Origin of the sequence: Roseicella sp. DB1501, assembly GCF_013112485.1 — a bacterium.
Classification (GTDB): Bacteria; Pseudomonadota; Alphaproteobacteria; order Acetobacterales; family Acetobacteraceae; genus Paracraurococcus.
Genome location: NZ_JABFHG010000011.1, coordinates 93,786 through 115,991, shown reverse-complemented (window position 1 = coordinate 115,991; position 22,206 = coordinate 93,786). Strand labels below are relative to the sequence as shown.

The following is a 22,206-nucleotide window of genomic DNA, read 5'->3' as shown; positions in this document are numbered from 1 at the left end:
TCGCAATGCGGCTCGCACTGGCCGGTCTCTTCGGGGCCGCTTCCCTCATCGGCACGGCCCTGGCGCAGGGTCATGATGAGTCCGGGGCCGTCGTCGGCCAGCCGACGCCCTGGGGGCTCGGCCTGCAGCCGGCGGCCGGCCCGGTGAAGGAAGCGATTCACGACTTCAATACGCTGGTACTGTGGATCATCATCGCCATCACCGCCTTCGTGCTGGCGCTGCTGGCCTATGTGGTGTTCCGCTTCCGCGAGGCGGCCAATCCGACGCCGTCCCGCACCAGCCACAACACCATCATCGAGATCGCCTGGACCGTCGTGCCGGTGCTGATCCTGGTGGTGATCGCCATCCCGTCCTTCCGCCTCATCTATTATGAGGACCGGGCGCGGGACGCCGACCTGACCATCAACGTGCAGGGCCGGCAATGGTACTGGCACTACGCCTATCCGGACAGCGGCAACTTCGCCTTCGACAGCCGCCCGATCCCGACCGAGGACCTGCAGCCGGGCCAGCCGCGCAACCTCGCGGTGGACGAGCCGCTGGTGATTCCGGTCGGCGCCACCGTCCGCGTGCTGACAACCGGCCAGGACGTGATCCACAGCTTCTTCGTGCCCGCGCTCGGCGTGCAGAAATACACCATCCCCGGCCGCACGCTGGAGACCTGGTTCAAGGCCGACCGGCCGGGGACCTTCTACGGGCAGTGCAACCAGATCTGCGGCACCAACCACTGGTTCATGCCGATCCAGGTGCAGGCGGTGCCGAAGGCCGAGTTCGATGCCTGGGCCGCCGAGGCGAAGACCAAGTACGCGCAGGCCGATGGCAGCCCGGCCCCGGTGGCCGCGGCCGCGCCGGCCGATGCGCAGCAGCTCGCAGCCCTGCCCCGGTGAGCCCGGCGGCAGGACTGACAACGATCGACCTCCAGGCGGGACGGATCCATGGCGACCGCGACTGACAGAGAAGCCCACGACCCGCATGCCGCGCACGGACAGGCGCATGGGCACGGGCATGACGAGCACCACGACCACGCGCCCGGCTTCGTGGCGCGCTGGTTCTTCAGCACGAACCACAAGGATATCGGCACCCTCTACCTGATCTTCTCGGTCTTCGCCGCGGTCATCGGCGTGCTGCTGTCCGTAGTGATGCGGCTCGAGCTGCAGAATCCCGGCCTGCAGTATTTCTCGGACGGCCAGCTCTGGAACTCCGTGGTCAGCGCCCATGGCCTGATCATGGTCTTCTTCGTGGTCATGCCGGCGCTGATCGGCGGGTTCGGCAACTGGTTCGTGCCGATCATGATCGGCGCGCCGGACATGGCCTTCCCGCGCATGAACAACATCAGCTTCTGGCTGCTGGTGCCGGCCTTCATGCTGCTCGCCGCCTCGCCCTTCATCGGCGAGGGCGCGGGCGCGGGCTGGACGATCTACACTCCGCTCTCGAGCAACGAGTATCACCCGAGCGCCTCGATGGACCTGGCGCTGTTCGCGCTGCACCTCGCGGGTGCCAGCTCGATCATGGGCGCGGCCAATTTCATCACGACCATCTTCAACATGCGCGCGCCGGGCATGACCCTGCACAAGATGCCGTTGTTCGTCTGGTCGATGCTGGTCACCGCCTTCCTGCTGCTGCTCGCGGTGCCGGTGCTGGCCGGCGTGATCACCATGCTGATCACCGACCGCAACTTCGGCACGGCCTTCTTCAAGCCCGAGGGCGGCGGCGACCCGGTGCTGTTCCAGCACCTGTTCTGGTTCTTCGGCCATCCCGAGGTCTACATCATGATCCTGCCGGGCTTCGGGATCATCAGCCACATCGTCTCGACCTTCAGCCGCAAGCCCGTCTTCGGCTATCTCGGCATGGCCTACGCCATGGTGGCGATCGGCGTGGTGGGCTTCATCGTCTGGGCCCACCACATGTTCACCAGCGGCATCGACGTCGACACGCGCGCCTACTTCATGGCGGCGACGATGGTCATCGCGGTGCCGACGGGCGTGAAGATCTTCTCCTGGATCGCCACCATGTGGGGCGGCTCGATCCAGATGCGGGTGCCGATGCTCTGGGCGATCGGCTTCATCTTCCTCTTCACCGTCGGCGGCGTCACCGGCGTGAAGCTGGCCAATGCCGGCGCCGACGTGGTGCTGCACAACACCTATTACGTGGTGGCGCATTTCCACTACGTGCTCAGCCTCGGCGCCGTCTTCTCGATCTTCGCTGGCTTCTACTACTGGATCGGCAAGATGACCGGGAAGCCCTACCCTGAGTTCTGGGGCAAGGTGCATTTCTGGATGCTGTTCATCGGCGCCAACCTGATCTTCTTCCCGCAGCACTTCCTCGGCGCCCAGGGCATGCCGCGGCGCTACCCGGACTATCCGGACGCCTTCTGGGGCTGGAACATGGTTTCCTCCGTCGGCTCCTACATCTCCGCGGCGTCGATGCTGGTGTTCTTCTACGTCTGCTACCGCACCTTCACCTCGAAGGAGCATCTGGCGGATAACTACTGGGGCCCGGGCGCGACCACGCTCGAGTGGCAGGTGAGCAGCCCGCCGCCCTTCCACACTTTCGAGGAATTGCCGCACGTCCGCTGACGCGCGCCGATGCCGGGGCCAGGCGCCCCGGCATCCCCTCCTGTGACCACCGGTTTCGCCCTGTTCCCCCCTCCTTATCCCCGGGGCAGGGCATCCCCCTGGTACAAGGCCCAGATCCGTAATCATGAGCGACGTGACCCTTTCCTCCGCCTCGGATGCCGTCATCCGGCAGGATCTCTCGGAGGTCCGTGACTGGGTCACGCTGCTGAAGCCGCGGGTCATCTCGCTCGTCGTGCTGACCGGGCTGGTCGGGATGCTGGTGGCGCCCGGCCACCTGCCGCCGGCGCTCGGCATCGCCACCGTGATCTGCATCGCCCTCGGCGCCGGCGCGGCGGGCGCGATCAACATGTGGTACGACCGCGACATCGACGCGCGGATGAAGCGCACCGCCACGCGCCCCATCCCGGCCGGCCGGATCGAGCCGGGGGCGGCGCTCGCCTATGGCGTCGCGCTCGCCGCCGCCTCCATCATCATCCTCGGCCTGGCGACGAACTGGGTGGCCGCGGGAGTGCTGGCGGTCTCCATCGGCTTCTACGTCTTCGTCTACACCATGTGGCTGAAGCGCCGGACCAGCCAGAACATCGTCATCGGCGGCGCCGCCGGCGCCTTCCCGCCGGTGATCGGCTGGGCGGCGGTGACCGGCAGCGTGACGCCGGAGCCGCTGCTGCTCTTCGCCATCATCTTCTTCTGGACCCCGCCGCATTTCTGGGCCCTCAGCCTCTTCGCGCATGCCGATTACGAGCGGGTCGGCGTGCCGATGCTGCCCGTCACCCATGGCGCGCGGGAGACCCGGCGGCAGGTGCTGCTCTACACCCTGCTGCTCGTGCCGCTGACGCTGGCGCCGACGCTGCTCGGCTTCGCCGGCTGGATCTACGCCGCGGCGGCGCTGCTCCTCGGGGCCGGCTTCCTCCGGCACGCCCTCGCCGTCTGGCGCGACCGGCAGGATGCGGCCGGGCGCAGCCTCACCGGCGATGCGCCTGCCCGGAAGGCCTTCCGCTACTCGCTCTCCTATCTCGGCCTGCTCTTCATCGCGCTGGCGGCGGACCGGATGCTGCTCGGATGACACCCGAGCAGCGCGCCGATCTCGAGCGTCGGCGCCGGCAGAAGAACTGGGCGGTGCTGGGCATCCTGATCGCCCTCGTCATCCTGTTCTTCTTCATCAGCACCGCGCGCGTCCTGCGGGGCTGACCTTGCCTGTCCCACGCCACGCCGCCACCTGCGAGCCATGACCCAGCCCCCTTCGGATCCCCGCGCCGATACGCTCCGCTGCCGCAACCGCCGCATGGCCATCGGCGTCGGCGCGGCCGTCTGCGGCATGGTCGGCCTCTCCTTCGCCTCGGTTCCGCTCTACGCCATGTTCTGCCGTGTCACCGGCTACAACGGCACGGTGCAGGTGGGCGGCACGGCCGCGCCGGGCGCCTCGAACCGCCTGGTCACCGTTCGCTTCAACGCCAACACCCATCCCGGCCTGCCCTGGAGCTTCGCGCCCGGGCAGGGGCCGATGCGGCTGCATCTCGGCGAGGAGGGGATGGCCTTCTACAAGGCGGCCAATGCCGCCGCGGTGCCGGTCACCGGCGTCGCCACCTACAACGTCACGCCGGAGGTGGTCGGCAAGTATTTCCACAAGACGGCTTGCTTCTGCTTCAACCAGCAGACGCTCGAGGCCGGGCAGCAGGTGGACATGCCGATCTCCTTCTGGGTGGACCCGAAGATGGCCGAGGACCCGGTGACGCGGGACATCCACACCGTCACCATCAACTACACCTTCTTCCGCAGCCTCGACGATGCGGACCGCTCCGGCGCCCTGGCGAGCGCCGGGCCGCATGTCGGCGCCGCCCCGCGCGCCACGCCATGAGCCGCTGCCCGGACAGACGTGGGACATCCCCGGCACGCCTCAACCGGGCGGGCTTGATCGGGGCGGCGATTTCGGAATTGATGCCCACCACCGGCGATGCGGCCCCGCGCCACGGCGCCTGACAGGATCGAACCAGGACGAGACATGGCCAGCACCACGGATCTCGCGGCGGAGCCCGCGCCGCTGCACAAGCACCCCTACCACCTGGTCGATCCCTCGCCCTGGCCGCTCGCCGGAGCCTTCGCCGGCGGCGCCTTCGTGCTCGGGATCGTCCTGCTGGCGCATTACGGCATCCACTGGATGCTCTATCTCGGCATCGCCAGCGTGCTCGCCACCATGTTCTTCTGGTGGCGTGACGTGATCCGCGAGGCGCGGACGCCCGGCATGCACACGCCCGTCGTGCGCATTGGCCTGCGCTACGGCATGTCGCTGTTCATCGCCTCCGAGGTGATGTTCTTCGTCGCCTTCTTCTGGGCCTACTTCCATTTCGCCCTCTACCCGCAGCACGTCTCCGGCGCCGCGGTGGCGGTCTGGCCGCCGCAGGGGATCCACACCTTCGATCCCTTCGGCCTGCCCTTCCTCAACACGATGATCCTGCTGCTCTCGGGCTGCACGGTCACCTGGGCGCACCATTCGCTGCTGCACAACGACCGCAAGGGCCTTGTCCTCGGCTTGGCGCTCACGGTGATCCTCGGCATCAGCTTCACCACCTTCCAGGCGATCGAGTATTCCGAGGCGCCCTTCGCCTTCACCGGCGGCATCTATCCCTCGACCTTCTTCCTCGCCACCGGCTTCCACGGCTTCCACGTGCTGGTCGGCACCACCTTCCTGCTCGTCTGCCTGATCCGGGCCTCGCGCGGCGCCTTCACGCCGCAGCGGCATTTCGGCTTCGAGGCCGCCGCCTGGTACTGGCACTTCGTCGACGTGGTCTGGCTGTTCCTCTTCGTCTGCATCTATGTCTGGGGTGCCGGCGAGATCATGGAGCACTGAGATGGCGGCGGGTCCGGCTCCGCAGGGAGCCGCCCCGCTGGTGCCGGTCGCCTTGCTGGGCCGCTGTCCGCGCTGCGGCAGCGGCCCGCTCTTTTCCGGGCTGCTGACGTTGCGCGAGACCTGCCCGGAATGCGGCCTGGACCTGCGGGCGCATGATTCGGGCGATGGCCCGGCCATGGCGGGGATCTTCATCGTCGGCGCGCTGGCGGTGATCGCGGCGCTGGTGGTGGATGCGAAATACCGGCCGCCGCTCTGGCTGCATGCGGTGCTCTGGCCGGTGCTCGTGCTGCCGCTCTCGCTGCTGGTGATGCGGCTGGCCAAGGCGCTGCTGGTGGCGCTGCAATACCGGCACCGGCTGCGGGCCTCGGCATGACCCTGCGCCGCTGGGCGCTGGTGCTGCTCGCGCTGCCCCTGCTCGCCGTGCTGCTCGGCCTCGGCACCTGGCAGGTGCGGCGCCTGCATTGGAAGACCGACCTCCTGGCGACCATCGCCGCCGCGGAGGCCAGGCCGGCGCAGCCGCTCGGCACGGCCGTGCCGCCGCCCTATGCAAAGGTCAGCGCCACCGGCCGCTTCGACCATGCGCAGGAGGCGCTGCTTGGTCTCGAGGTGCGCGGCACCACGATGGGCGCGCATCTGCTGACCCCGCTGCTGCGCCCCGGCGCGCCGCCCCTGCTGGTCGATCGTGGCTGGGTGCCGGCGGAGCGCAGCCAGGGCATCGCGCGGCCGGAGGGGCAGGTGACCGTCACCGGCTATGTCCGGGCGCCGGACGAGCGCGACTGGAACTCGCCGCGCGACGATCCGGCCGGGCGCCGCTTCTACCTCTTCGATCCGGCGGCGATCGGCGCGGCCCTCGGCCTGCCGCCGCCTGCGCCCTTCGGCCTGGTGGCGCTGGCGCCGCCCGGCACCCCGCCGGACCTGCTGCCGGCGGCGGCGCGCAGCCTGCCGCGGCCGAACAACCCGCATCTCGGCTATGCCATCACCTGGTACGGCCTGGCGGCGGCGCTGGTCGGCGTGACCATCGCCTTCCTGCTGCGGCGCCCCGACACCGGAGCGGGCCAGCCGCCGGCGTGACGCGTTTCCCCGGGAGGAGCCTGCCATGACGACCGCCTATGAGCGCCTGAAGGCGCGCTTCGCCCGCATCGCCACCCTCGGCGAGGCGCAGGCCATGCTGCACTGGGATGCCAGCGCCATGATGCCGGCCGGCGGCGCCGCGGCGCGGGGCGAGCAGCTCGCGGTGCTGGCCGGCCTCGGGCACGACCTGCTGACCGCGCCGGAGGTGGCGGACGACCTCGCCGCCGCCGAGGCGAGCGGCGACTGGGACTCGGCCAACCTCGCCCTCATGCGACGCGCCCATGCCCGCGCTGCGGCGCTGCCCACCGCGCTGGTCGAAGCGATGGCGATCGCCAACAGCGCCTGCGAGGCCTGCTGGCGGGAGGCCAAGGCGCGGGCGGATTTCGCCATGGTCCGGCCGCGGCTCGAGGAGGTGGTGCGGCTGCAGCGGGAGATGGCGGCGGCGCTCTCCGCCACGCTCGGCCTCGCCCCCTATGACGCGCTGATGGAGGGCTACCAGCGCGGCGTGACCGCGGCCGAGGTGGAGCCGGTCTTCGCCGCCTACGAGGCCTTCCTGCGCGAGGCCCTGCCGCAGGCCGAGGCGATCCAGGCCCGCCGCCCGGCGCCGGTGCCGCTGCCCGGCCCCTTCCCGGTGGAGCGGCAGCGTCGCCTCTGCCGCGCCCTGTCGGAGCGGGCCGGGCTCGACTACGCGCATGCCCGGCTGGATGAGAGCCTGCACCCCTTCTGCGGCGGCACGCCCACCGATATCCGCCTGACCACCTTCTATGCCGAGGCGGATGTCGCCAAGGCGCTGATGGGCGTGCTGCACGAGACCGGCCACGCCCAGTACGAGCGCGGCCTGCCCGAAGCCTGGGCGCGCCAGCCGGTGGGCGAGGCGGCCGGCATGGCGGCGCATGAGAGCCAGAGCCTGATCGTCGAGATGCAGGCCTGCCGCTCCGACGCCTTCCTCGGCTTCCTCGGCGGCGAGCTGCAGCGGACCTTCGGCGGCGATGCCGCGCTCTATTCCGTGCCGAACCTCGCGGCGCATTGGCGCCGGGTGGCGCGCGGCTTCATCCGCGTCGATGCCGACGAGCTGACCTATCCGGCGCATGTCATCCTGCGCTTCCGGCTGGAGCGGGCGCTGATCGAGGATCGGCTCGCCCTTGCCGATCTCCCCGCCGCCTGGAGCGAGGGGCTGCGGGGGCTGCTCGGCATCGCCCCGCCGGACGACGCGCAGGGCTGCCTGCAGGACATCCACTGGTATGACGGCGCCTTCGGCTATTTCCCGAGCTACACCCTCGGCGCGATGGCGGCGGCGCAGCTCATGCGGGCGGCGCGGCGCGACCGGCCGGAGATCGACGCGGCGCTCGCCGGGGGCGAGATGCGGCCGCTGATGGGCTGGTTGCGCGAGAAGGTGCACAGCCAGGGGGCGCGCCTCGGCTTCCAGGACCTGCTGCGCCAGGCGACGGGCAGGCCGCTCGACCCCGAGGATTTCACCGCGCATCTCCGCAGCCGCTATTTGCAGTGATCCCGGTGCAGTGACCCCGTTGGGCGGCTTGCCGCGGCGCGGGGCAGGGGACAGGCTGCGGCGCAGGAGGAACCGCCATGGCCCTGCGCTACGAGGTCCGCGCCCATAACCTGTCGGCGCAGTCCGAGAACAAGATCCACGACGATTCGGTGGCGCGCCGCTTCGGCTTCCGCGGAGCCCTGGTGCCGGGCGTCGAGGTCTACGCCTATGCCTGCCACCCGGCCGTGCAGCGCTGGGGCCGGGCGTGGCTGGAGCGCGGCACCGCCGAATGCCGCTTCCTCTCGCCGGTGCATGACGAGGAGCTGGTCGAGGTCGAGGCGGAGGCCGACGGCGAGGGCCTGGCGCTGACCGTCCGGCGCGGCGAGACGGTCTGCGCCACGGGCCGGGCGGACCTCCCCGCCGCGACGCCGCCCGCCGAATCGCCCGAGGGGAAGGCACCGCCCTGGCGCGCGCCGCCGGCCGAACGGCCGCCGGCGAGCGAGGCGAGCCTCGCGCCCGGCGCCATCCTCGGCACCGCCCCGCTCGAGGTCACGCCCGAGGCGGCCGCCGCCTATCTGGCGGCGGTGCGGGAGACCGACCCGCTCTATGCCGAAGCCGGCCTCGTGCATCCCGGCATGGTGCTGCGCCTGTGCAACCAGGCGCTGGTGCAGAATGTGGTGCTGGGACCGTGGATCCATACCGGCAGCCGGGTGCGCAACCGCGCCGCGGCGCGACTCGGCGACAGCCTCGTGGCCCGGGCCAGGGTCACCGCCAATGCCGAGCGCAAGGGCCACAAGATCGTCGAGCTCGCGGTGCTGGTGACGAACGGCGCTGGCGCCGCCATTGCCGAGGTGGACCACGTGGCGATCTGGCGCCCGCGGCAGCTCGCCTGATGCCGGCGGCCGTTGATGGTGACCTGTCAACGGCCGCCATCGCTGCCCCTCGGGCGCTGGCGGTTTGCTGCGCAACCCTTGCTACATGGCGTCGCGCGAACAGTAGGCCTGCGGCGTGACGCACCTTGCGGCGCGACCGGCAACGCCCGTTCGGGCGCTCGGTGTGAATGAAATATTTATGCCGTTGGCATGAGCCGCCACGGATGTCGTCACCCCCGCCTTTGGCAAATTTTCGGTTGGAAGAGACCACACGTTACCGTTATTAATTACGTGTTCGGTTCAAAATGGTCACACCATGCCATCGGCTCTCGGTCCCGTCGCGCCGATTGCGGGTGCCACCACCCGGTTCTGGCCTCGTGCCGCACGGCTGCGGGATGCCGAGCGGGGGAAAGTGCGGATGACCGCGACGATACTCCAGGTGCAGCAGGTGGTCCTGGCCGCCGCGCTCGTCGTCCCCGCCCTGCTCTTCACTGCGGCCGCCTGGTGGAATCGCGCCGAGGTGCTGCAGGAGGGGACCGAGACGGTCCAGCGCACCGCCACCATCCTGCAGGAGCAGGCGGCGAAGGTGCTGGACAGCGCCGACCTCGTCCTCGCCCGGGTCACCGACCACCTGCGGGACATGGATGCCGCCGGCATCGCCGCGCCCGAGACCAGCGCCTTCCTGCAGGCGACGGAGCAGGCCCTGGGCCAGGTGGTCTCGATCTGGGTGACCGATGCCGAGGGGCATGTCCGCGCCGGCAGCGGGCCCTGGAACCCCGCCGTCTCCATCGCCGACCGCGACTTCTTCTGGGCGCATCGGGAGACGCCGGAGGCCGGCGCCCATGTCAGCGCCGTCTTCACCGGGCGCGCGACCGGCATCACCTCCTTCGCCATCAGCCGCCGGCGCTCGGATGCCGCGGGCGGCTTCGCGGGCATCATCCATGTCTCGCTCAGCCCGGCCTATTTCGCCCGCTTCTATGCCGAGGCGGCGCCGCGCTTCCGGCACCTCGCCGGCATGATGCGGGCTGACGGGGCGCTGCTGGTGCGCGAGCCCGGCCCGATCATCGAGGGGGAGCGGATCGACGCCGCGAGCCTGCTGATGCGCCGCATCGCCGAGGGCAGCCGCCACGGCGTCCTCACCGGCTCCTTCGGCACCGAGGGCGCGATGCGCATCTGCGCCTTCGCGCAGGTCGGCACCTGGCCCGTCTACGTCTTCTTCGGCACCGATGTCGATGCGGTGCTGCAGCGCTGGCGCACCAACCTGCTGGCCTACGGCATGGCCGCCGCCGCGGCGGCGCTGATCCTGCTGCTCGTCGCCCTGCTCGCCCTGCGCCAGACCCGGGCGGCGACGGCGGCCGAGACGGCGCTGCAGCGCGCGGTGGTCGACCGCGCCGCGGCCGAGGCGCGCCAGGCCGCCGAGGCGCGGTTCCGCAGCGTCTTCGAGAGCCGGGCCATCGGGATGGCGATCTTCGACGCCATCGGCGGCGAGACGGTGGCGGCGAATGATCGCCTGCTGGTAAATGACGGGCAGCAGCCGGGCGCAGGTCGAGTCGGGGTCCTGGAACCTGCTCGGCGCCATCCTGCCGGAGCAGCGCGGCCTCGGCGACCGGGCGATGGCGGAGGCGCGGGCGCGCGGCTGGTGGGACCCCTACGAAACCGAATTCCTCCGCCCCGACGGCTCGCGCCTGCCGGTGCGGCTCTCCACCGCGCCGCTGCCCGGCGCGCCCGGCCGGATGGTGGTGCTGGTGCAGGACATCGCCGAGCAGCGCGAGGCGGAGCGCCGGCGCGACCTGCTGATGCGCGAGGTCGACCACCGCGCCAAGAACGCCCTCGCCACCACGCGCGCCGCGCTGCGGCTGACCCGGGCGCCGGATATCGAGAGCTTCGTGCGCGAGGTGGATGGGCGGATCGGCGCGCTGGCCCAGGCGCTCACCCTGCTCTCCAACACGCAATGGCACGGCGTCGCCATCGAGGCCCTGCTGCGCGGCGAGCTGGCGCCCTTCCTCAGCACCGAGCGGGGCGAGCCGCGGGCGGTGCTGCAGGGCCCGCCGGTGACCATCGCGCCGACGGCGGTGCAGCCGCTGGCGATGGCGATCCACGAGCTGGCCACCAATGCGATGAAATACGGCGCGCTCTCCCAGCCCAATGGCCGGCTGATCCTGGAATGGGGCTGGGCCGATCCGGCGATGGAGTGGCTCGCCCTGACCTGGCGGGAGGAAGGGGGGCCGGAGGTCGCGGCGCCGCCCAGGAATTGCGGCTTCGGCACGCGGGTGCTGCAGGGGACGGTGACCCGCCAGCTCGGCGGCCGGCTGGAGATGTGCTGGGACCGCGGGGGGCTGGTCGGCCGGATCGCACTGCCGGCGGCACGGGTGGTGACCGTCGCCGCGGGCGCCCCGCTCGCGGCGTGAGGGTGCCCTGGACCGTGATCCGCCCACGCAGGGTCGCGGATCATGGTCCAGGCCGTTGTTTGATCGCGTGATGCACGCTTTTCGGTCAGTCCACCTCAAGCGATCACGCTCTAGACGGCGTGACGGACCAGGTCGAAGGCGGCTGTGGCCCTCTGGCGGGGCCGTGTCCGGCGACATCGCCCGGGTGGGAGGACGGGATCGACGCCGCCATCCCGGAAGGTGGGTGTGCCGGGCAGCTCGCACATCGGCGCCTCCAGGGCTACGGCAATCGGCCGGAGTTGCGCAGCCTGGTCCTGCAGAACTCGCCGCAATCCGCGCTCGGCCAGCCGGCGCCCATCGACAACCGTGCCGGCGCCGGTGGCGACATCGCAGTCGAACAGGTCCGGCGAATTCTGCTGCCGCAGCTCGGTAGCCCGTGCGCACGCGACACCTGCCGGCCCGCCGCAACCACCCGAACTCGCCAAACGCGACCAGACAATCGCTCTCGAACATGCAGGAGGCCGCACCGCACGCCGGGGCGATCGCCATGCCGGTCTTCGGGCCCAACGAAGCCCTTGCGGGTGCGCCGGCTTCCTATCCGCTGGAGGCCGTCGCGGCCGCGCGACCGGACCTCGCCGAGGCCGCTGCGACGCTGACCAGGCGGCTCAGCGGCGAGATCCCCGAACACCCGTGCACCGCAGCGGCGTAGTGCCGCTCCTCTGCCGTGCCTACCATCCCCAGGAGTGGTTCGTTTCCGGCGGCAAACCCCTTGCGAACCAGGCATCGAACATGGTGCGCTCTGCGCATGACCGATACCACGACGAACGAATCTCCGGATCGCTCCCTCATCGCCCTGCTCGACCATGCGTTGGCCAGTGTCATGGAGCACCTTCAGCCGGAGCAGCGCTCCCGCTTGCGGGCAAGGGTCGGGGAGTTGGGCCTCACCGATCACGTTAGGCAGCGATGTTCCCCCGACATACAGACCCTGCTGCTGGACGAGCGGCCGCAGGCAAACCCGGATGGCGGGCTGGTCGGGGAGGCCGCAGGCGAGGCCGCGCCCAGCACGGATGAAACGCCGGTCGAGCAGGGGTCCGCCAAGACGTCGTCGATCCCCACGAGCTAGACCATGATCCGCTCACGCAGGGTCGCGGATCATGGTCCAGGCCGTTGTTCGATCGCGTGAGTCACGCTGTTCGGTGAGTCCACCTCAAGCGATCACGCTCTAACCGTCAGGTTCCGACGCTGAATGCCTCGTTCACGCGCTTGTCCGACGGCGGTGAGCACGATGCTCGATCCCTGGCGGCGCACGGCACCGACTGGTTTCGCAAGGGCGCGTTTCAGGGAGAAGGGAGGAGCCTGGCATGACCGGCTTTGTCGGCGCGCTGCATGAATTCCACGACGCTGAATTCGTTCAGGGATGGGCCGACCGCTTCGTCCCGTCGCCCCCGAGACTGGCCCTGTTCAACATGGTGCTGGCCGAAATCGACCAGCTCCCCATGCGCGATCCCAATGTCCTGGAGCTCGGCCTTGGTCCAGGCTACATGGCGCGGCACATCCTGGAACGACACCCAACGCTGCACTACGAGGGTCTCGACTTCTCCGCGGCATTCTTCCAGGTGGCCAGGCGAACGCTTGGCGACCTGACATCGCGGGTCACCTTCACCCAGGCTGACCTGATGAACCAGTCCTGGCCAAAGCTGCTTGCCAGGCGGCCGCATGCCGTCATATCGACCTGGGCGCTGCACGACCTCGGGGGACAGCAGGCCATCGCCGATGTTTACAGGCGCTGCTGGGAAATCCTTCCAAAGGGCGGCATCCTGGTGAACGGCGATTTCATCAAGCCGGACGGTACCGCATGGGAATACGAAGCCGGCCGCTTCGAGGTGGCTGGTCATCTGGACCTCTTGCGCCAGGCAGGCTTCACCGATCCCAGGTCGCTGCAGCATTTCGAGATCGAGATCGACAACCCGACCGCAGCCCAGAACTACGCCTGCCTGCTCGCGGTGAAATAGCCCCGGCCCGCCGATGAGGGTGGTCCTTCGCCAACATGGGCGAGGTGCGATTCCGCTTCGAATCATTCCGTGTCTTTCGCACAGGGCGGCGGCATCGGCGACGTGCGGGGTGCCCGGTCGGCAGCGGTGATCGCCTCCCCCTGGACACCAGGCTCATGCGGTCGCCAAGCTCTTGCGGAACGGAGGAGCCGCCCGGTGAAGATCATCGACTCACAGGTGCATGCCTACGAGGCCAATACGCCGCAACGTCCCTGGCACACGGTGCCGAACTGGCCCGACCATGTCACGGGCGACGAGATGGTGGCGGCGATGGACAAGGTCGGCGTCGACGGCGCGATCTTCATCTCGGCCTTCTCCATGTATCGCTACGACGCCAGCTATGCGGTGGAGGTGCAACGCGCCCATCCCGACCGCATAGCCATCGTCAAGCCCGTCGACCCGGACGATCCGGCCGTTGCCGATGTCATCGCGGAATGGAAGCGGACGCCTGGCGCCGTCGGCATCCGCATCATGCTGCCGAAAGAGGCGGGACGCGATCCGGGCGATCCCGGGATCGACCGGATCCTGCGCGCCGCCAGGCAGCACGATTTCCCGGTGAACATCCTGTGCTGGGGCAATCTGGACGCCGGCGCCGCGATCATCGATCGCCATCCGGAGACGCGCTTCATCATCGACCATCTCGGCATCGTGCAGCCGCGCGTGCCCCCGGCGCCGCCGCAACCCTGGGCCGATCTCCCGAAGGTGCTCGAGCTCGCCAGGCGCCCGAATGCCGTGATCAAGGTCAGCGGCGCCTGCACGCTGTCGCAGGAGCCGTACCCCTTCCCCGACATCTGGGACCCGCTGGCGCGCGTATTCGATGCCTGGGGCTTCGATCGCTGCCTGTGGGGCACCGACTGGACCCGCGCCTTCGCCGTCGTGAACTACGAGCAGGCTGTCAAACCCTTCCTCGACACCGAGCGCCTGACCGATGCCGAGCGGTCGATGCTCATGGGTGGCGCCTGCGCCAAGGCCTATGGCTGGTCACCAGGACAGTCGTGACCCGCGAGGGGCCGCACGTCGCCACGACTTTCTGCCCACCCCGTTCCTCACCGGGTCGCGCTTCACCGATGAGGCGCCCGGTACGATGGACGCGCACTACGAGAGCGTCACGCGCCGGATCTTCGAGCAGCGCGACGGGCTGGCGCATGTGATCCTCGATGCCCGCCATCTCGAGGTGCCGAACCTGCGGCTTGTGATCCGAACCGACCAGCCGCCGATCAGCGGCGGGACGCTGGAGGAACTGGCGGTGCAGATCGGGGCGACGCCGGCGGCGTTGGACGAGACCGTGCGAGCGTACAATGCCGCCTGCGTACCGGGCCCGTGGAACTTGCCAGGGCGCATGCGGCGCGCCATGGCGCCATGGCCTGAGCGATGCGCATCTGGCACCAGAGCTTCGGCGACCTGGACCGCGCACCGATCTATCGCGCCACCCTCGCGCGCCATGCCCGGGCGGTGCTGCCAGCAGGCCGGACGGTGACGCTGCCTGGCCTGCGACCGGGGACCTGCGGCGCCGATGTCGCGCCGATCCACGCGATCCGGCACCGGTATCTGGGATGCTCAGCGAGCAAGCAGGTGGGGAGGCCGCGCTCGCGGCGGAGCGAGGCGGCTACGACGCCTTCGCCCTCGGCTGCTTCTACGATCCGACGCTGTGGGCGGCCCGCTCCCTCGTCGACATTCCCCGCGTTGACCTGTCCAAGAGCTGCATGCTGCTCGCCATGGGTGCCGAGGTCCTGATCCCCGGCGACGGCTTCCTCACTGAGTTCGTCCGGCGCCATGGCCTGCGCAGCGTCGATGGCGCGCCGGTCATGGATGCGCCGGGCCTGCTGTTCCACTATGCGACGGTTCTAGAGCGTGATCGCTTGAGGTGGACTCACCGAAAAGCGTGACTCACGCGATCAAATAACGGCCTGGACCATGATCCGTGACCCTGTGTGAGCGGATCATGGTCCAGCAGGGGACACGCACGGCGCTCGGCCTCACGGTCAGCCGGATCGGGCACTATGCGAGGCCGCCCGCTGGAATGCTGGCGCGAGCGCGAGACGTGGCCGGCATCCTGATTGCGTGCCGCGGCGAGCGGCGCCGCGCCGACAACCTGGCCTTACCGGGCTGGATTCATCCGCCGGGCGCTGACGCGCTGTGCCTGTCGTTCGGGTGCTTCTTCGTGGCAAAGCTTCTGGACGCGCGGCGCCCGTGGTGGAGCAATCGATGACCTTCACCGAGGCCGGCTGCCGCGTGCCGGGCATCGCGCCCGCTTCCGGCCAGTCCTGCGCCGCGACAGGCACATCGCATGCAGCTACTTGCTGTCATCCTGGTCCGCCGCCTCATCGGGATCAGTCCCGGGAAGCTCGAGCAGCGCACGGCCCACACGGCCTCGAAGATCGGGATCCACCGTGCCAGGCTCAGCCCACTCCGTCTCGTCGAGAAACTCCTGCAGCAGTCTGCGGGCGATGATGACGAGATCCGTGGGCCGCGTGGTGCGCACGTAGTCGATCGATGCCTCCGCGTCGACCACGGTCACGACGAGCGTAGTGTCGGGACACTCGGCTGCCTTCTCGAGCAGTATCCCAGGAGCGATGCCGTTCATTCTCGTACCCGTACCAGCCTTTCCCAGCATGCCACCATGGTATCGCCGACGACGTCAGGCATCGTCCGGAACCTCGAGGGCCTGCGACGTCGCTTCCACCTTCGCGGCCTGCCGCTCGAGCGCGTTCCGCCGTCCCTGCCGCATCATGTTGAGGATGACCCGCATCTCGCCCGAGACCCGGGCCTGGCCGGCAGCCATGCGCTGGATGTGCCGCAGGACGGTCTGCGGCTTGCGGTCATCGCCACGGGCCCGCAGCCAGCGGGCGAACTGGCTCTGCGACATCTCCAAGTCGGCCAGTTGCGCCTTGAACCAGGCACCGCTCTCCGGAGTGCCGGTGGTCGGCGGCGGGCGGGTGTCCTCGCTGTCGTCGATCCCGGCCTCGGGGGGCGGGACATCCTGGCGCGTTCCGGCAGCCTCGCCGCTCACGGCGCGCCACCCAGGTAGCGACAGGCCAGATCCCGTTCACTCCGGTTCACGGCAAATGCTCCAGCCTCTCTAATTCACCCCGACCGCACCGCCGAGCACGTCGCCGATCCCCTCATGGATGACAAGGTCGGCGATGTCGTCGAGGCCGGTCTCCTGCCGGTTGAGGATGACGAGCCCGGCGCCGTTGCGCTTCGCCATCTCCGGGAAGCCGGCCGCAGGATAGACGACGAGCGAGGAGCCGAGGACGAGGCAGAGATCGGCCGCGAGCACCGCCTGCCGCGCCCGCAGCATCGGGCCCTGTGGCATGGCTTGGCCGAAGCTCACCGTCGCCGTCTTCAGCAACCCGCCGCAACGCCGGCAATCCGGCACCGCATCCGTCTGGGCGAAAGCGGCGTGGATATCCGCGATCTCGTGCCGCAGCCCGCAGGAGAGGCAGGTGGCATAGGTGGTGTTGCCGTGCAGCTCGATCACCTGCGCCTCCGGCACGCCGGAAGCCTGGTGCAGCCCGTCGATATTCTGGGTGATGACGTCCCGCACGCGCCCCTCGCGCACCAGCCGGGCGACGGCGCGATGGCCACGGTTGGGCTCGGCGGCGCGCATGGTGGCGTCGCTCTCGAAGCGCCGCCGCCAGGCCTCCCGCCGCGCCTCGGGCGAGGCGAGGAATTCCTGGAAATAGATCGGCTTCATCTTCTCCCAGGTGCCGGTCCCAGGGCTGCGGTAGTCGGGGATGCCGGATTCGGTGCTGATCCCGGCGCCGGTGAAGACCACGATGCGCTGGGCGCCCTCGATCATGGCCCGCAGCTGCTCGATCTGGTGGTTCAACACATGCCGAACTCCTGCGAAAAGGAAGGGATGGCCTCTGATCCCGACGGGCCGGTCCTTTGACCGGTCCGAGGCCCCGAACGGGGCCCGCGACTCATTGTCGCGCAGCCAAGCAAACCGGAGGTTTGCGCCCGGCGACCGAGGGCGCTTGGTATCAGCCCGCATCCTCGAGGATCATCGCCGCGCCCTTCTCGCCGATCATGATGGTCGGCGCATTGGTGTTGCCCGTGGTCAGCGTCGGCATGACCGAGGCATCGGCGACCCGCAGCCCCGCGATGCCGCGCACCCGGAGCCGGCTGTCCACCACGCTCGCCGGGTCCTCGCCCATGCGGCAGGTGCCCACCGGGTGATAGATGGTGGTGCCGTACTGCCTGTTGAAGGCGAGCATCTCCGCCTCCGAGGCGGTGCCCGGGCCGGGCAGCGTCTCCTCGACGCTGTAGCGGGCGATGGCGGGCTGGGCGAAGATCCGCCGCACCATGCGGATGCCCTCGGCGAGCAGCCGCTGGTCGCCGGGCGCCGAGAGATAGTTGGGGCGGATCGCCGGCCGGGCGAAGGGATCGGGCGAGGCCGCCATCACCGTGCCGCGGCTGTCCGGCTTCACCGGGCAGATGGCGCAGGTCATGCCCGGGGCCTTCTCCAGCACGCCGAACTGGCCGAGGGCGTAGCTCGCGGGCGTGAACAGCAATTGCAGGTCGGGGCTCGCCAGCCCCTCGCGGCTGCGGGCGAAGACCTGGGCGGTGGTCACGCCGAAGGTCAGCGCGCCGCGGCCGAGGGCGAAGAAGCGCGCCACCTCGCCGGCGAGCCGCAGCCCATGCGCGAGCTGGTTGGTGCTGAGGCTGTCCTTCACCCGGTGCTGCACGCGGGAGACGAAGTGGTCCTGCAGGTTGGCGCCGACCTGCGGCATGTCCTGCACCACCGCGATGCCGAGCGCCTGCAGATGCGCCGCCGGGCCGAGGCCCGAGAGCTGCAGCAGGTGCGGCGAGTTCACCGCGCCGCCGGCGACGATGACCTCGCGCCTCGCCCGGATCCGCTTCAGCGCCCCGTGCTGGCGGTATTCCGCGCCGATGCAGCGCCGCCCGTCGAAGAGCAGCCGGCTCGCCTGCGCCTCGGTCTCGATGCGCACCTGGCCCCTGGCCCGGGCGAGGAAGGTGCGCGCCGTCGAGCCGCGCCAGCGGCCGATGCGGGTCATCTGCGAATAGCCGACGCCCTCCTGCTCCTGCCCGTTCAAATCCTTGCGGAAGGGATGGCCCGCCTGCTGCGCCGCCTCGATGAAGCGGTGGGTAAGGGGGAGGATGGTGCGGTAGTCCTCGACCTGCAGCGGGCCGCCCTGGCCGCGATAGGCCGGGTCGCCGCGCTGGACGTAGTGCTCGCTGCGGCGGAAGAAGGGCAGCACCTCCTCATAGGACCAGCCGCGGCAGCCCATCTGCGCCCAGATGTCGAAATCGGCCGGATTGCCGCGGACATAGAGCATGCCGTTGATGGAGGAGGAGCCGCCGAGGGTGCGGCCGCGCGGCCAGCGGATCTCGCGGCCATTGGTCGCCGCCTCCGCCTCGGTGGTGTAGCCCCAGTTCACCAACTTCTGGTTCTGCAGCAGCTTGATCATCCCGGCCGGGATGTGGATCCAGGGATGCCGGTCCTTCGGCCCGGCCTCCAGCAGCGTGACGCGGGCGCCACTCTCGCCCAGCCGGGCCGCGACCACGCAGCCGGCCGAGCCGCCGCCGATGACGAGATAGTCGGTCTCTTCCATAGCCTGGCGTCTCTCCCTGGCCGCCAGGGTGGCGCATCAATCCCTGCGGCGGAAGACGAGGGTGAGATTGTTGGCCGGCATCGCCACCACCTCCGGCGCGCCGAAGCCCGCCACGGCGGCGGCCTCGGCCACCGCCTCCAGGTCGCGCACGCCCCAGGCCGGGTCCTGCGCGCGCAGGCCGGCATCGAAGGCGGCATTGGAGGGCGCGGTGTGCCGCCCGCCCTGCCGGTAGGGACCGTAGAGGATGAGCGGCCCGCCCGACGGCAGCCGCCGCGCGGCGCCGCGCAGCAGGCCGAGCCCCGCCGCCCAGGGGGCGATATGGATCATGTTGATGCAGACCACCGCATCGGCGCGGTCGATGGGCCACTGCTCCGCCGCGGCGTCGAGGGCGAGCGGCGGCCGCAGGTTGGGCAGCCGCGCCTCGGCCGCCCAGGCGGCGATGCTGGCGCGGGCGGCGGGGTCCGGGTCGCTCGGCTGCCAGGTCAGGCCGGGCAGGGCGGCGGCGAAATGCACCGCATGCTCGCCGCTGCCGCTCGAGACCTCCAGCACCAGCCCCGCCGCCGGCAGGGCATGGCGCAGGACGGCGAGGATCGGGTCGCGGTTGCGTTGCGTCGCGGGCGCGTGGCGGCGGGCATCGGTCATGCGCCGAGCATAGCGGCGGGCGCGGCGTCTCGTACCCCCGGGCGCTACTTCGCCGCCATCCCCGCCGCCTCGACCACCGGCCGCCAGGCCTGCTGGAAATCCAGGACCAGGCGCCGGTAGGCGGCGGCATCGAGCGGCCGCGGCGGCGGCGTCAACCCGGCGGCCCGCAGCTCGCCGGCCACCTGCGGCTGGGCGATGATGCGGTTCACCGCGGCGTTCAACTGCGCCACCAGCTCGCCCGGCAGGCCCTTCGGCCCGCTCAGCCCGGTCCAGGCGGTCGCCGTGAGCTGCGGATAGCCGAGGGCGGCGAAGCTCGGGATGCCGGGCAGCAGCGGCTCGGGGCCGGGGCTGCTGACCGCCAGGGCGCGGACCCGGCCGGCCTGCACCGCCGGCATGACGCTCGCCAGCGGCGCGATCAGGCTGTCCACCTGGTTGTTCAGCAGGTCCTGCAGCGCCGCGCCCGTGCCGCGATAGGCGATGTGCGCGAGTTGCGCGTCGGCCGCCTTCGCCAGCACCTCCCCCTGCACATGCTGCAGGCTGCCCAGCGCCGGGCTGCCGTAGGTGAGACCGCGCCGCCAGCTCTGCGCCGCGCGGAGCCAGGGCGCGAACTCGGCGAAGCGGCTGCCGGCCGGCACCAGCAGCACGCTCGGCGTCTCGGCGATGAGCGCGACATGGGTGAAGTCGCGGTCGCTGTCATAGGGCGGGCGGTCGACCAGCGGCGCCATGCCGAGCGGCGCGGTGTTGGTCAGGCCGAGGCTGCGGCCATCCGGCGCCGCGTTCACCAGCGCCTCCGCCCCCGGGATGCCGTGCCCGCCCGGCCGGTTCTCGATCAGGATGGCGCGGCCGAGCGCATCGGCGAGCGGCGGGGCGAGGACATGCGCCACCGCATCGACGCCGCCGCCGGGGGCGAAGGGCACGATGAGACGGATGGGGCCGCTGCCGCGGCGCGGCGGATCGGTCGCCTGCGCGGCGGCGAGGCCGGGCAGCAGCAGCAGGGCCAGGGCGTGACGGCGGCGCATCGGGTTCTCCGGCGCGAGCGGGCGCCTCGCTGCCTCATTTGATGGGGCGGCGGCTGTCATTCCAGGGGCGATGGCATGGCGGCGGCGAAGCGCAGCCCGTGGCGCGCCGCATAGGCCGCCAACCGGTCGGCCTCCTGCGCCGGATCGGCGAGGCCGACATAGCCGTCCGGCCGCAGCAGATAGGCGGCGTCGCGGCGCAGCCCGGCCCGTTCCGCCGCCTCGCTCCAGGGCCAGGCATCGAGCGGCAGGCCGAGGCGGGCGAGCGCCGCCGCATAGTCCGGCCGCGCGACGCCATGCAGCTGCACCCGCCAGGATGCCCCATCGAGCGGGGCGAAGTTGTCAAGGCCCGGCACCCAGGGCAGCCGCTCGCCGCCCGCGACGCTGCCAGCTTCCCCCTTGGCCCGCCCCTCGCTGAGGGCGCTGTCGGGATAGGCGATGCGGATCTGCGACAGGATGCGGAAGAAAGCGTGCCGCCCGGCATCGGTGCCGGCGACGAGCGGCAGCAGATGCGGCAGCAGCCAGCGCCGCAGCAGCCGGCCGCCGAGGCCGCGCGACACGGCGCCGCGGAAGGCCCGGTCGGTGGTGGCGACGAGCTGGCGGGCGAAGGGCAGCCGCTCCGCCTCGTAGCTGTCGAGCAGCGCCGGCGCCGCCCGGCCGCGCACCACCGCGGCGAGCTTCCAGGCCAGGTTCACCGCATCGCCGATGCCGGTGTTCATGCCCTGCCCGCCGGCCGGGCTGTGGATGTGCCCGGCATCGCCGGCGAGGAAGGCCCGCCCCTGGCGGAACCGCGCCGCCATGCGGTGATGCACGCGATAGGTGGAGAACCAGTTCACCTCGGCGACGCGGATGCCGAGCAGCGCCTCGGCCGGGGCGCGGATGTCCTCGAAGCCGAGCCCCGCGCGCCCGGCCAGCTCGGGCGGCACCATGCCGATCAGCCGCTGCACGCCGCGGCTGCGCACCGGCAGCATCAGCGACAGGCCCTGCGGCGCCAGATGGATGAAGAGGTCGCGCCGGAAGGGCCCCTCGATGCGGGCGTCGCAGACATAGAAGAGCTGCTCATAGGTGCCGCCGGCGAAGCCGAGGCCGAGCGTCTCCCGCACCCGGCTATGCGCGCCGTCGCAGCCGCAGAGCCAGGCGGCGCGGCAGGTGGACTCGGCCCCGTCGCGGCGCAGCGTGGCGGTGACGCCCTCCGGCGTCTCGGTGAAGCCGGTCAGCTCCGTGCCCCATTCCACCGCGAGGCCCGCCTCGCGCAGCGCGGCCTCGAGCAGGCGCTCATGGTCGTCCTGCGGGAAGGCCAGGGCGAAGGGGTAGGGGCTCAGCCCGGCGCCGAATTCGCGGAGCGAGATGCGCGCCTCCTCCTCGCCCTCCTCCAGCATGTGCACCGTCTCGACCGGGATGCCGGCGGCGATCACCGCCTCGGCGAGGCCGAGCGGGCGGTAGAGCTCGAGCGTGCGGGCCTGCACCACCATGGCGCGCGAGGCCTCGCCCGGCCCGGCCGCCTTGTCGAGGATGCGGCAGGCGATGCCCTGGCGGGCGAGGGAGAGGGCGAGCACCAGGCCGGTGGGGCCAGCGCCGGCGATGAGGATGTCGGGCTCGGGCATCGACGGCTCCTATGGACTGACCATTGGGTCAGCTTTATGCCAGATAAAACTGACCCAATGGTCAGGCGTTCGCCGCACGA

At 70.9% G+C, this 22,206-nt stretch carries 26 protein-coding genes; 18 read left to right on the top strand and 8 right to left on the bottom strand.

The genetic code is table 11. The features are described from left to right. Window positions 1-5: 5 nt before the first annotated feature. The 10 genes from coxB (at window position 6) to HJG45_RS20530 (ending at window position 8,868) form a co-directional block, all read left to right on the top strand. Window positions 6-884 carry a cytochrome c oxidase subunit II gene (gene coxB / locus HJG45_RS20570; RefSeq protein WP_171614555.1) on the top strand — a complete coding sequence of 293 codons (879 nt, stop codon included), beginning with the start codon at window positions 6-8 and terminating at the stop codon, window positions 882-884. 48 nt (window positions 885-932) lie between these two features. Then, window positions 933-2,573: a cytochrome c oxidase subunit I gene (gene ctaD, locus HJG45_RS20565; protein ID WP_171614553.1), complete on the top strand. Its 1,641-nt coding sequence runs from the start codon at window positions 933-935 to the stop codon at window positions 2,571-2,573. Window positions 2,574-2,697: 124 nt separating this feature from the next. Continuing rightward, on the top strand, window positions 2,698-3,636 hold the full coding sequence (locus HJG45_RS20560; RefSeq protein ID WP_171614551.1) for a heme o synthase: 939 nt from the start codon (window positions 2,698-2,700) through the stop codon (window positions 3,634-3,636). Then, on the top strand, window positions 3,633-3,761 hold the full coding sequence (locus HJG45_RS29265) for a hypothetical protein (protein ID WP_302479787.1): 129 nt from the start codon (window positions 3,633-3,635) through the stop codon (window positions 3,759-3,761). The genes HJG45_RS20560 and HJG45_RS29265 overlap by 4 nt, the downstream gene beginning before the upstream one ends. 37 nt (window positions 3,762-3,798) lie before the next feature. Next, window positions 3,799-4,428, top strand: coding sequence for a cytochrome c oxidase assembly protein (locus HJG45_RS20555; protein WP_171614549.1), 630 nt, complete (start codon window positions 3,799-3,801; stop codon window positions 4,426-4,428). A 144-nt stretch (window positions 4,429-4,572) separates the two neighbouring features. Then, window positions 4,573-5,418 carry a cytochrome c oxidase subunit 3 gene (locus tag HJG45_RS20550; RefSeq protein WP_171614547.1) on the top strand — a complete coding sequence of 282 codons (846 nt, stop codon included), beginning with the start codon at window positions 4,573-4,575 and terminating at the stop codon, window positions 5,416-5,418. A gap of 1 nt (window position 5,419) precedes the next feature. Then, on the top strand, window positions 5,420-5,791 hold the full coding sequence (locus HJG45_RS20545; RefSeq protein WP_171614545.1) for a DUF983 domain-containing protein: 372 nt from the start codon (window positions 5,420-5,422) through the stop codon (window positions 5,789-5,791). Continuing rightward, window positions 5,788-6,489 carry an SURF1 family protein gene (locus tag HJG45_RS20540; RefSeq protein ID WP_171614543.1) on the top strand — a complete coding sequence of 234 codons (702 nt, stop codon included), beginning with the start codon at window positions 5,788-5,790 and terminating at the stop codon, window positions 6,487-6,489. The genes HJG45_RS20545 and HJG45_RS20540 overlap by 4 nt, the downstream gene beginning before the upstream one ends. Window positions 6,490-6,514: 25 nt before the next feature. Then, complete coding sequence (locus HJG45_RS20535) at window positions 6,515-7,996, top strand: carboxypeptidase M32 (protein ID WP_171614541.1); 1,482 nt, start codon at window positions 6,515-6,517, stop codon at window positions 7,994-7,996. 77 nt (window positions 7,997-8,073) lie between these two features. Next, on the top strand, window positions 8,074-8,868 hold the full coding sequence (locus tag HJG45_RS20530; RefSeq protein ID WP_171614539.1) for a hypothetical protein: 795 nt from the start codon (window positions 8,074-8,076) through the stop codon (window positions 8,866-8,868). A gap of 262 nt (window positions 8,869-9,130) precedes the next feature. On the opposite strand, the gene HJG45_RS20525 is transcribed toward HJG45_RS20530, so the two are convergent. Beyond that, window positions 9,131-10,426, bottom strand: a complete 1,296-nt coding sequence (locus tag HJG45_RS20525) for a hypothetical protein (protein ID WP_171614537.1) — start codon at window positions 10,424-10,426, stop codon at window positions 9,131-9,133. On the opposite strand from HJG45_RS20525, the gene HJG45_RS20520 reads away from it, so the two are divergent. The 8 genes from HJG45_RS20520 to HJG45_RS20485 all read left to right on the top strand — a co-directional run bounded on the left by HJG45_RS20520 (window position 10,368) and on the right by HJG45_RS20485 (window position 15,494). Next, window positions 10,368-11,255, top strand: a complete 888-nt coding sequence (locus HJG45_RS20520; protein WP_171614535.1) for an HWE histidine kinase domain-containing protein — start codon at window positions 10,368-10,370, stop codon at window positions 11,253-11,255. The two genes, HJG45_RS20525 and HJG45_RS20520, sit on opposite strands and share 59 nt — an antisense overlap. A 490-nt stretch (window positions 11,256-11,745) precedes the next feature. Beyond that, window positions 11,746-11,943, top strand: coding sequence for a hypothetical protein (locus HJG45_RS20515; RefSeq protein ID WP_171614533.1), 198 nt, complete (start codon window positions 11,746-11,748; stop codon window positions 11,941-11,943). 96 nt (window positions 11,944-12,039) lie between these two features. Continuing rightward, a complete protein-coding gene (locus tag HJG45_RS20510; RefSeq protein WP_171614531.1) occupies window positions 12,040-12,357 on the top strand; it encodes a hypothetical protein in 318 nt (105 codons plus the stop codon). Window positions 12,358-12,595: 238 nt separating this feature from the next. Next, window positions 12,596-13,246, top strand: coding sequence for a trans-aconitate 2-methyltransferase (locus HJG45_RS20505; RefSeq protein ID WP_171614529.1), 651 nt, complete (start codon window positions 12,596-12,598; stop codon window positions 13,244-13,246). A gap of 69 nt (window positions 13,247-13,315) precedes the next feature. Next, entirely contained in the window at window positions 13,316-14,284 is a 969-nt protein-coding gene (locus HJG45_RS20500; RefSeq protein WP_171614527.1) for an amidohydrolase family protein, read from the top strand. An 85-nt stretch (window positions 14,285-14,369) separates the two neighbouring features. Beyond that, entirely contained in the window at window positions 14,370-14,762 is a 393-nt protein-coding gene (locus HJG45_RS20495; protein WP_171614523.1) for a hypothetical protein, read from the top strand. A 76-nt stretch (window positions 14,763-14,838) separates the two neighbouring features. Beyond that, window positions 14,839-15,171 (top strand): hypothetical protein, encoded by a 333-nt coding sequence (locus HJG45_RS20490; RefSeq protein ID WP_171614521.1) that lies wholly within the window; start codon window positions 14,839-14,841, stop codon window positions 15,169-15,171. A 56-nt stretch (window positions 15,172-15,227) separates the two neighbouring features. Then, window positions 15,228-15,494, top strand: a complete 267-nt coding sequence (locus HJG45_RS20485) for a hypothetical protein (RefSeq protein ID WP_171614520.1) — start codon at window positions 15,228-15,230, stop codon at window positions 15,492-15,494. 84 nt (window positions 15,495-15,578) lie between these two features. Here the strand turns inward: HJG45_RS20485 and HJG45_RS20480 are convergent, their stop codons facing one another. From HJG45_RS20480 to HJG45_RS20450, 7 genes are all read right to left on the bottom strand, one after another. Beyond that, the gene (locus tag HJG45_RS20480; protein ID WP_171614518.1) at window positions 15,579-15,869 is read right to left on the bottom strand and encodes a hypothetical protein; all 291 of its coding nucleotides are present in this window, start codon (window positions 15,867-15,869) and stop codon (window positions 15,579-15,581) included. Between the two features lie 54 nt (window positions 15,870-15,923). Further along, entirely contained in the window at window positions 15,924-16,295 is a 372-nt protein-coding gene (locus tag HJG45_RS20475; RefSeq protein WP_171614516.1) for a hypothetical protein, read from the bottom strand. A 69-nt stretch (window positions 16,296-16,364) separates the two neighbouring features. Next, window positions 16,365-17,117 carry a Sir2 family NAD-dependent protein deacetylase gene (locus tag HJG45_RS20470; RefSeq protein ID WP_217362989.1) on the bottom strand — a complete coding sequence of 251 codons (753 nt, stop codon included), beginning with the start codon at window positions 17,115-17,117 and terminating at the stop codon, window positions 16,365-16,367. Window positions 17,118-17,271: 154 nt separating this feature from the next. Next, window positions 17,272-18,864 carry a GMC family oxidoreductase gene (locus HJG45_RS20465; protein WP_171614499.1) on the bottom strand — a complete coding sequence of 531 codons (1,593 nt, stop codon included), beginning with the start codon at window positions 18,862-18,864 and terminating at the stop codon, window positions 17,272-17,274. A 36-nt stretch (window positions 18,865-18,900) separates the two neighbouring features. Further along, a complete protein-coding gene (locus HJG45_RS20460; RefSeq protein WP_171614497.1) occupies window positions 18,901-19,506 on the bottom strand; it encodes a DUF938 domain-containing protein in 606 nt (201 codons plus the stop codon). A 44-nt stretch (window positions 19,507-19,550) separates the two neighbouring features. After that, window positions 19,551-20,525, bottom strand: a complete 975-nt coding sequence (locus tag HJG45_RS20455) for a tripartite tricarboxylate transporter substrate binding protein (protein WP_171614495.1) — start codon at window positions 20,523-20,525, stop codon at window positions 19,551-19,553. 56 nt (window positions 20,526-20,581) lie between these two features. After that, window positions 20,582-22,126 (bottom strand): FAD-dependent monooxygenase, encoded by a 1,545-nt coding sequence (locus HJG45_RS20450; RefSeq protein WP_171614493.1) that lies wholly within the window; start codon window positions 22,124-22,126, stop codon window positions 20,582-20,584. Window positions 22,127-22,206 lie beyond the last annotated feature (80 nt).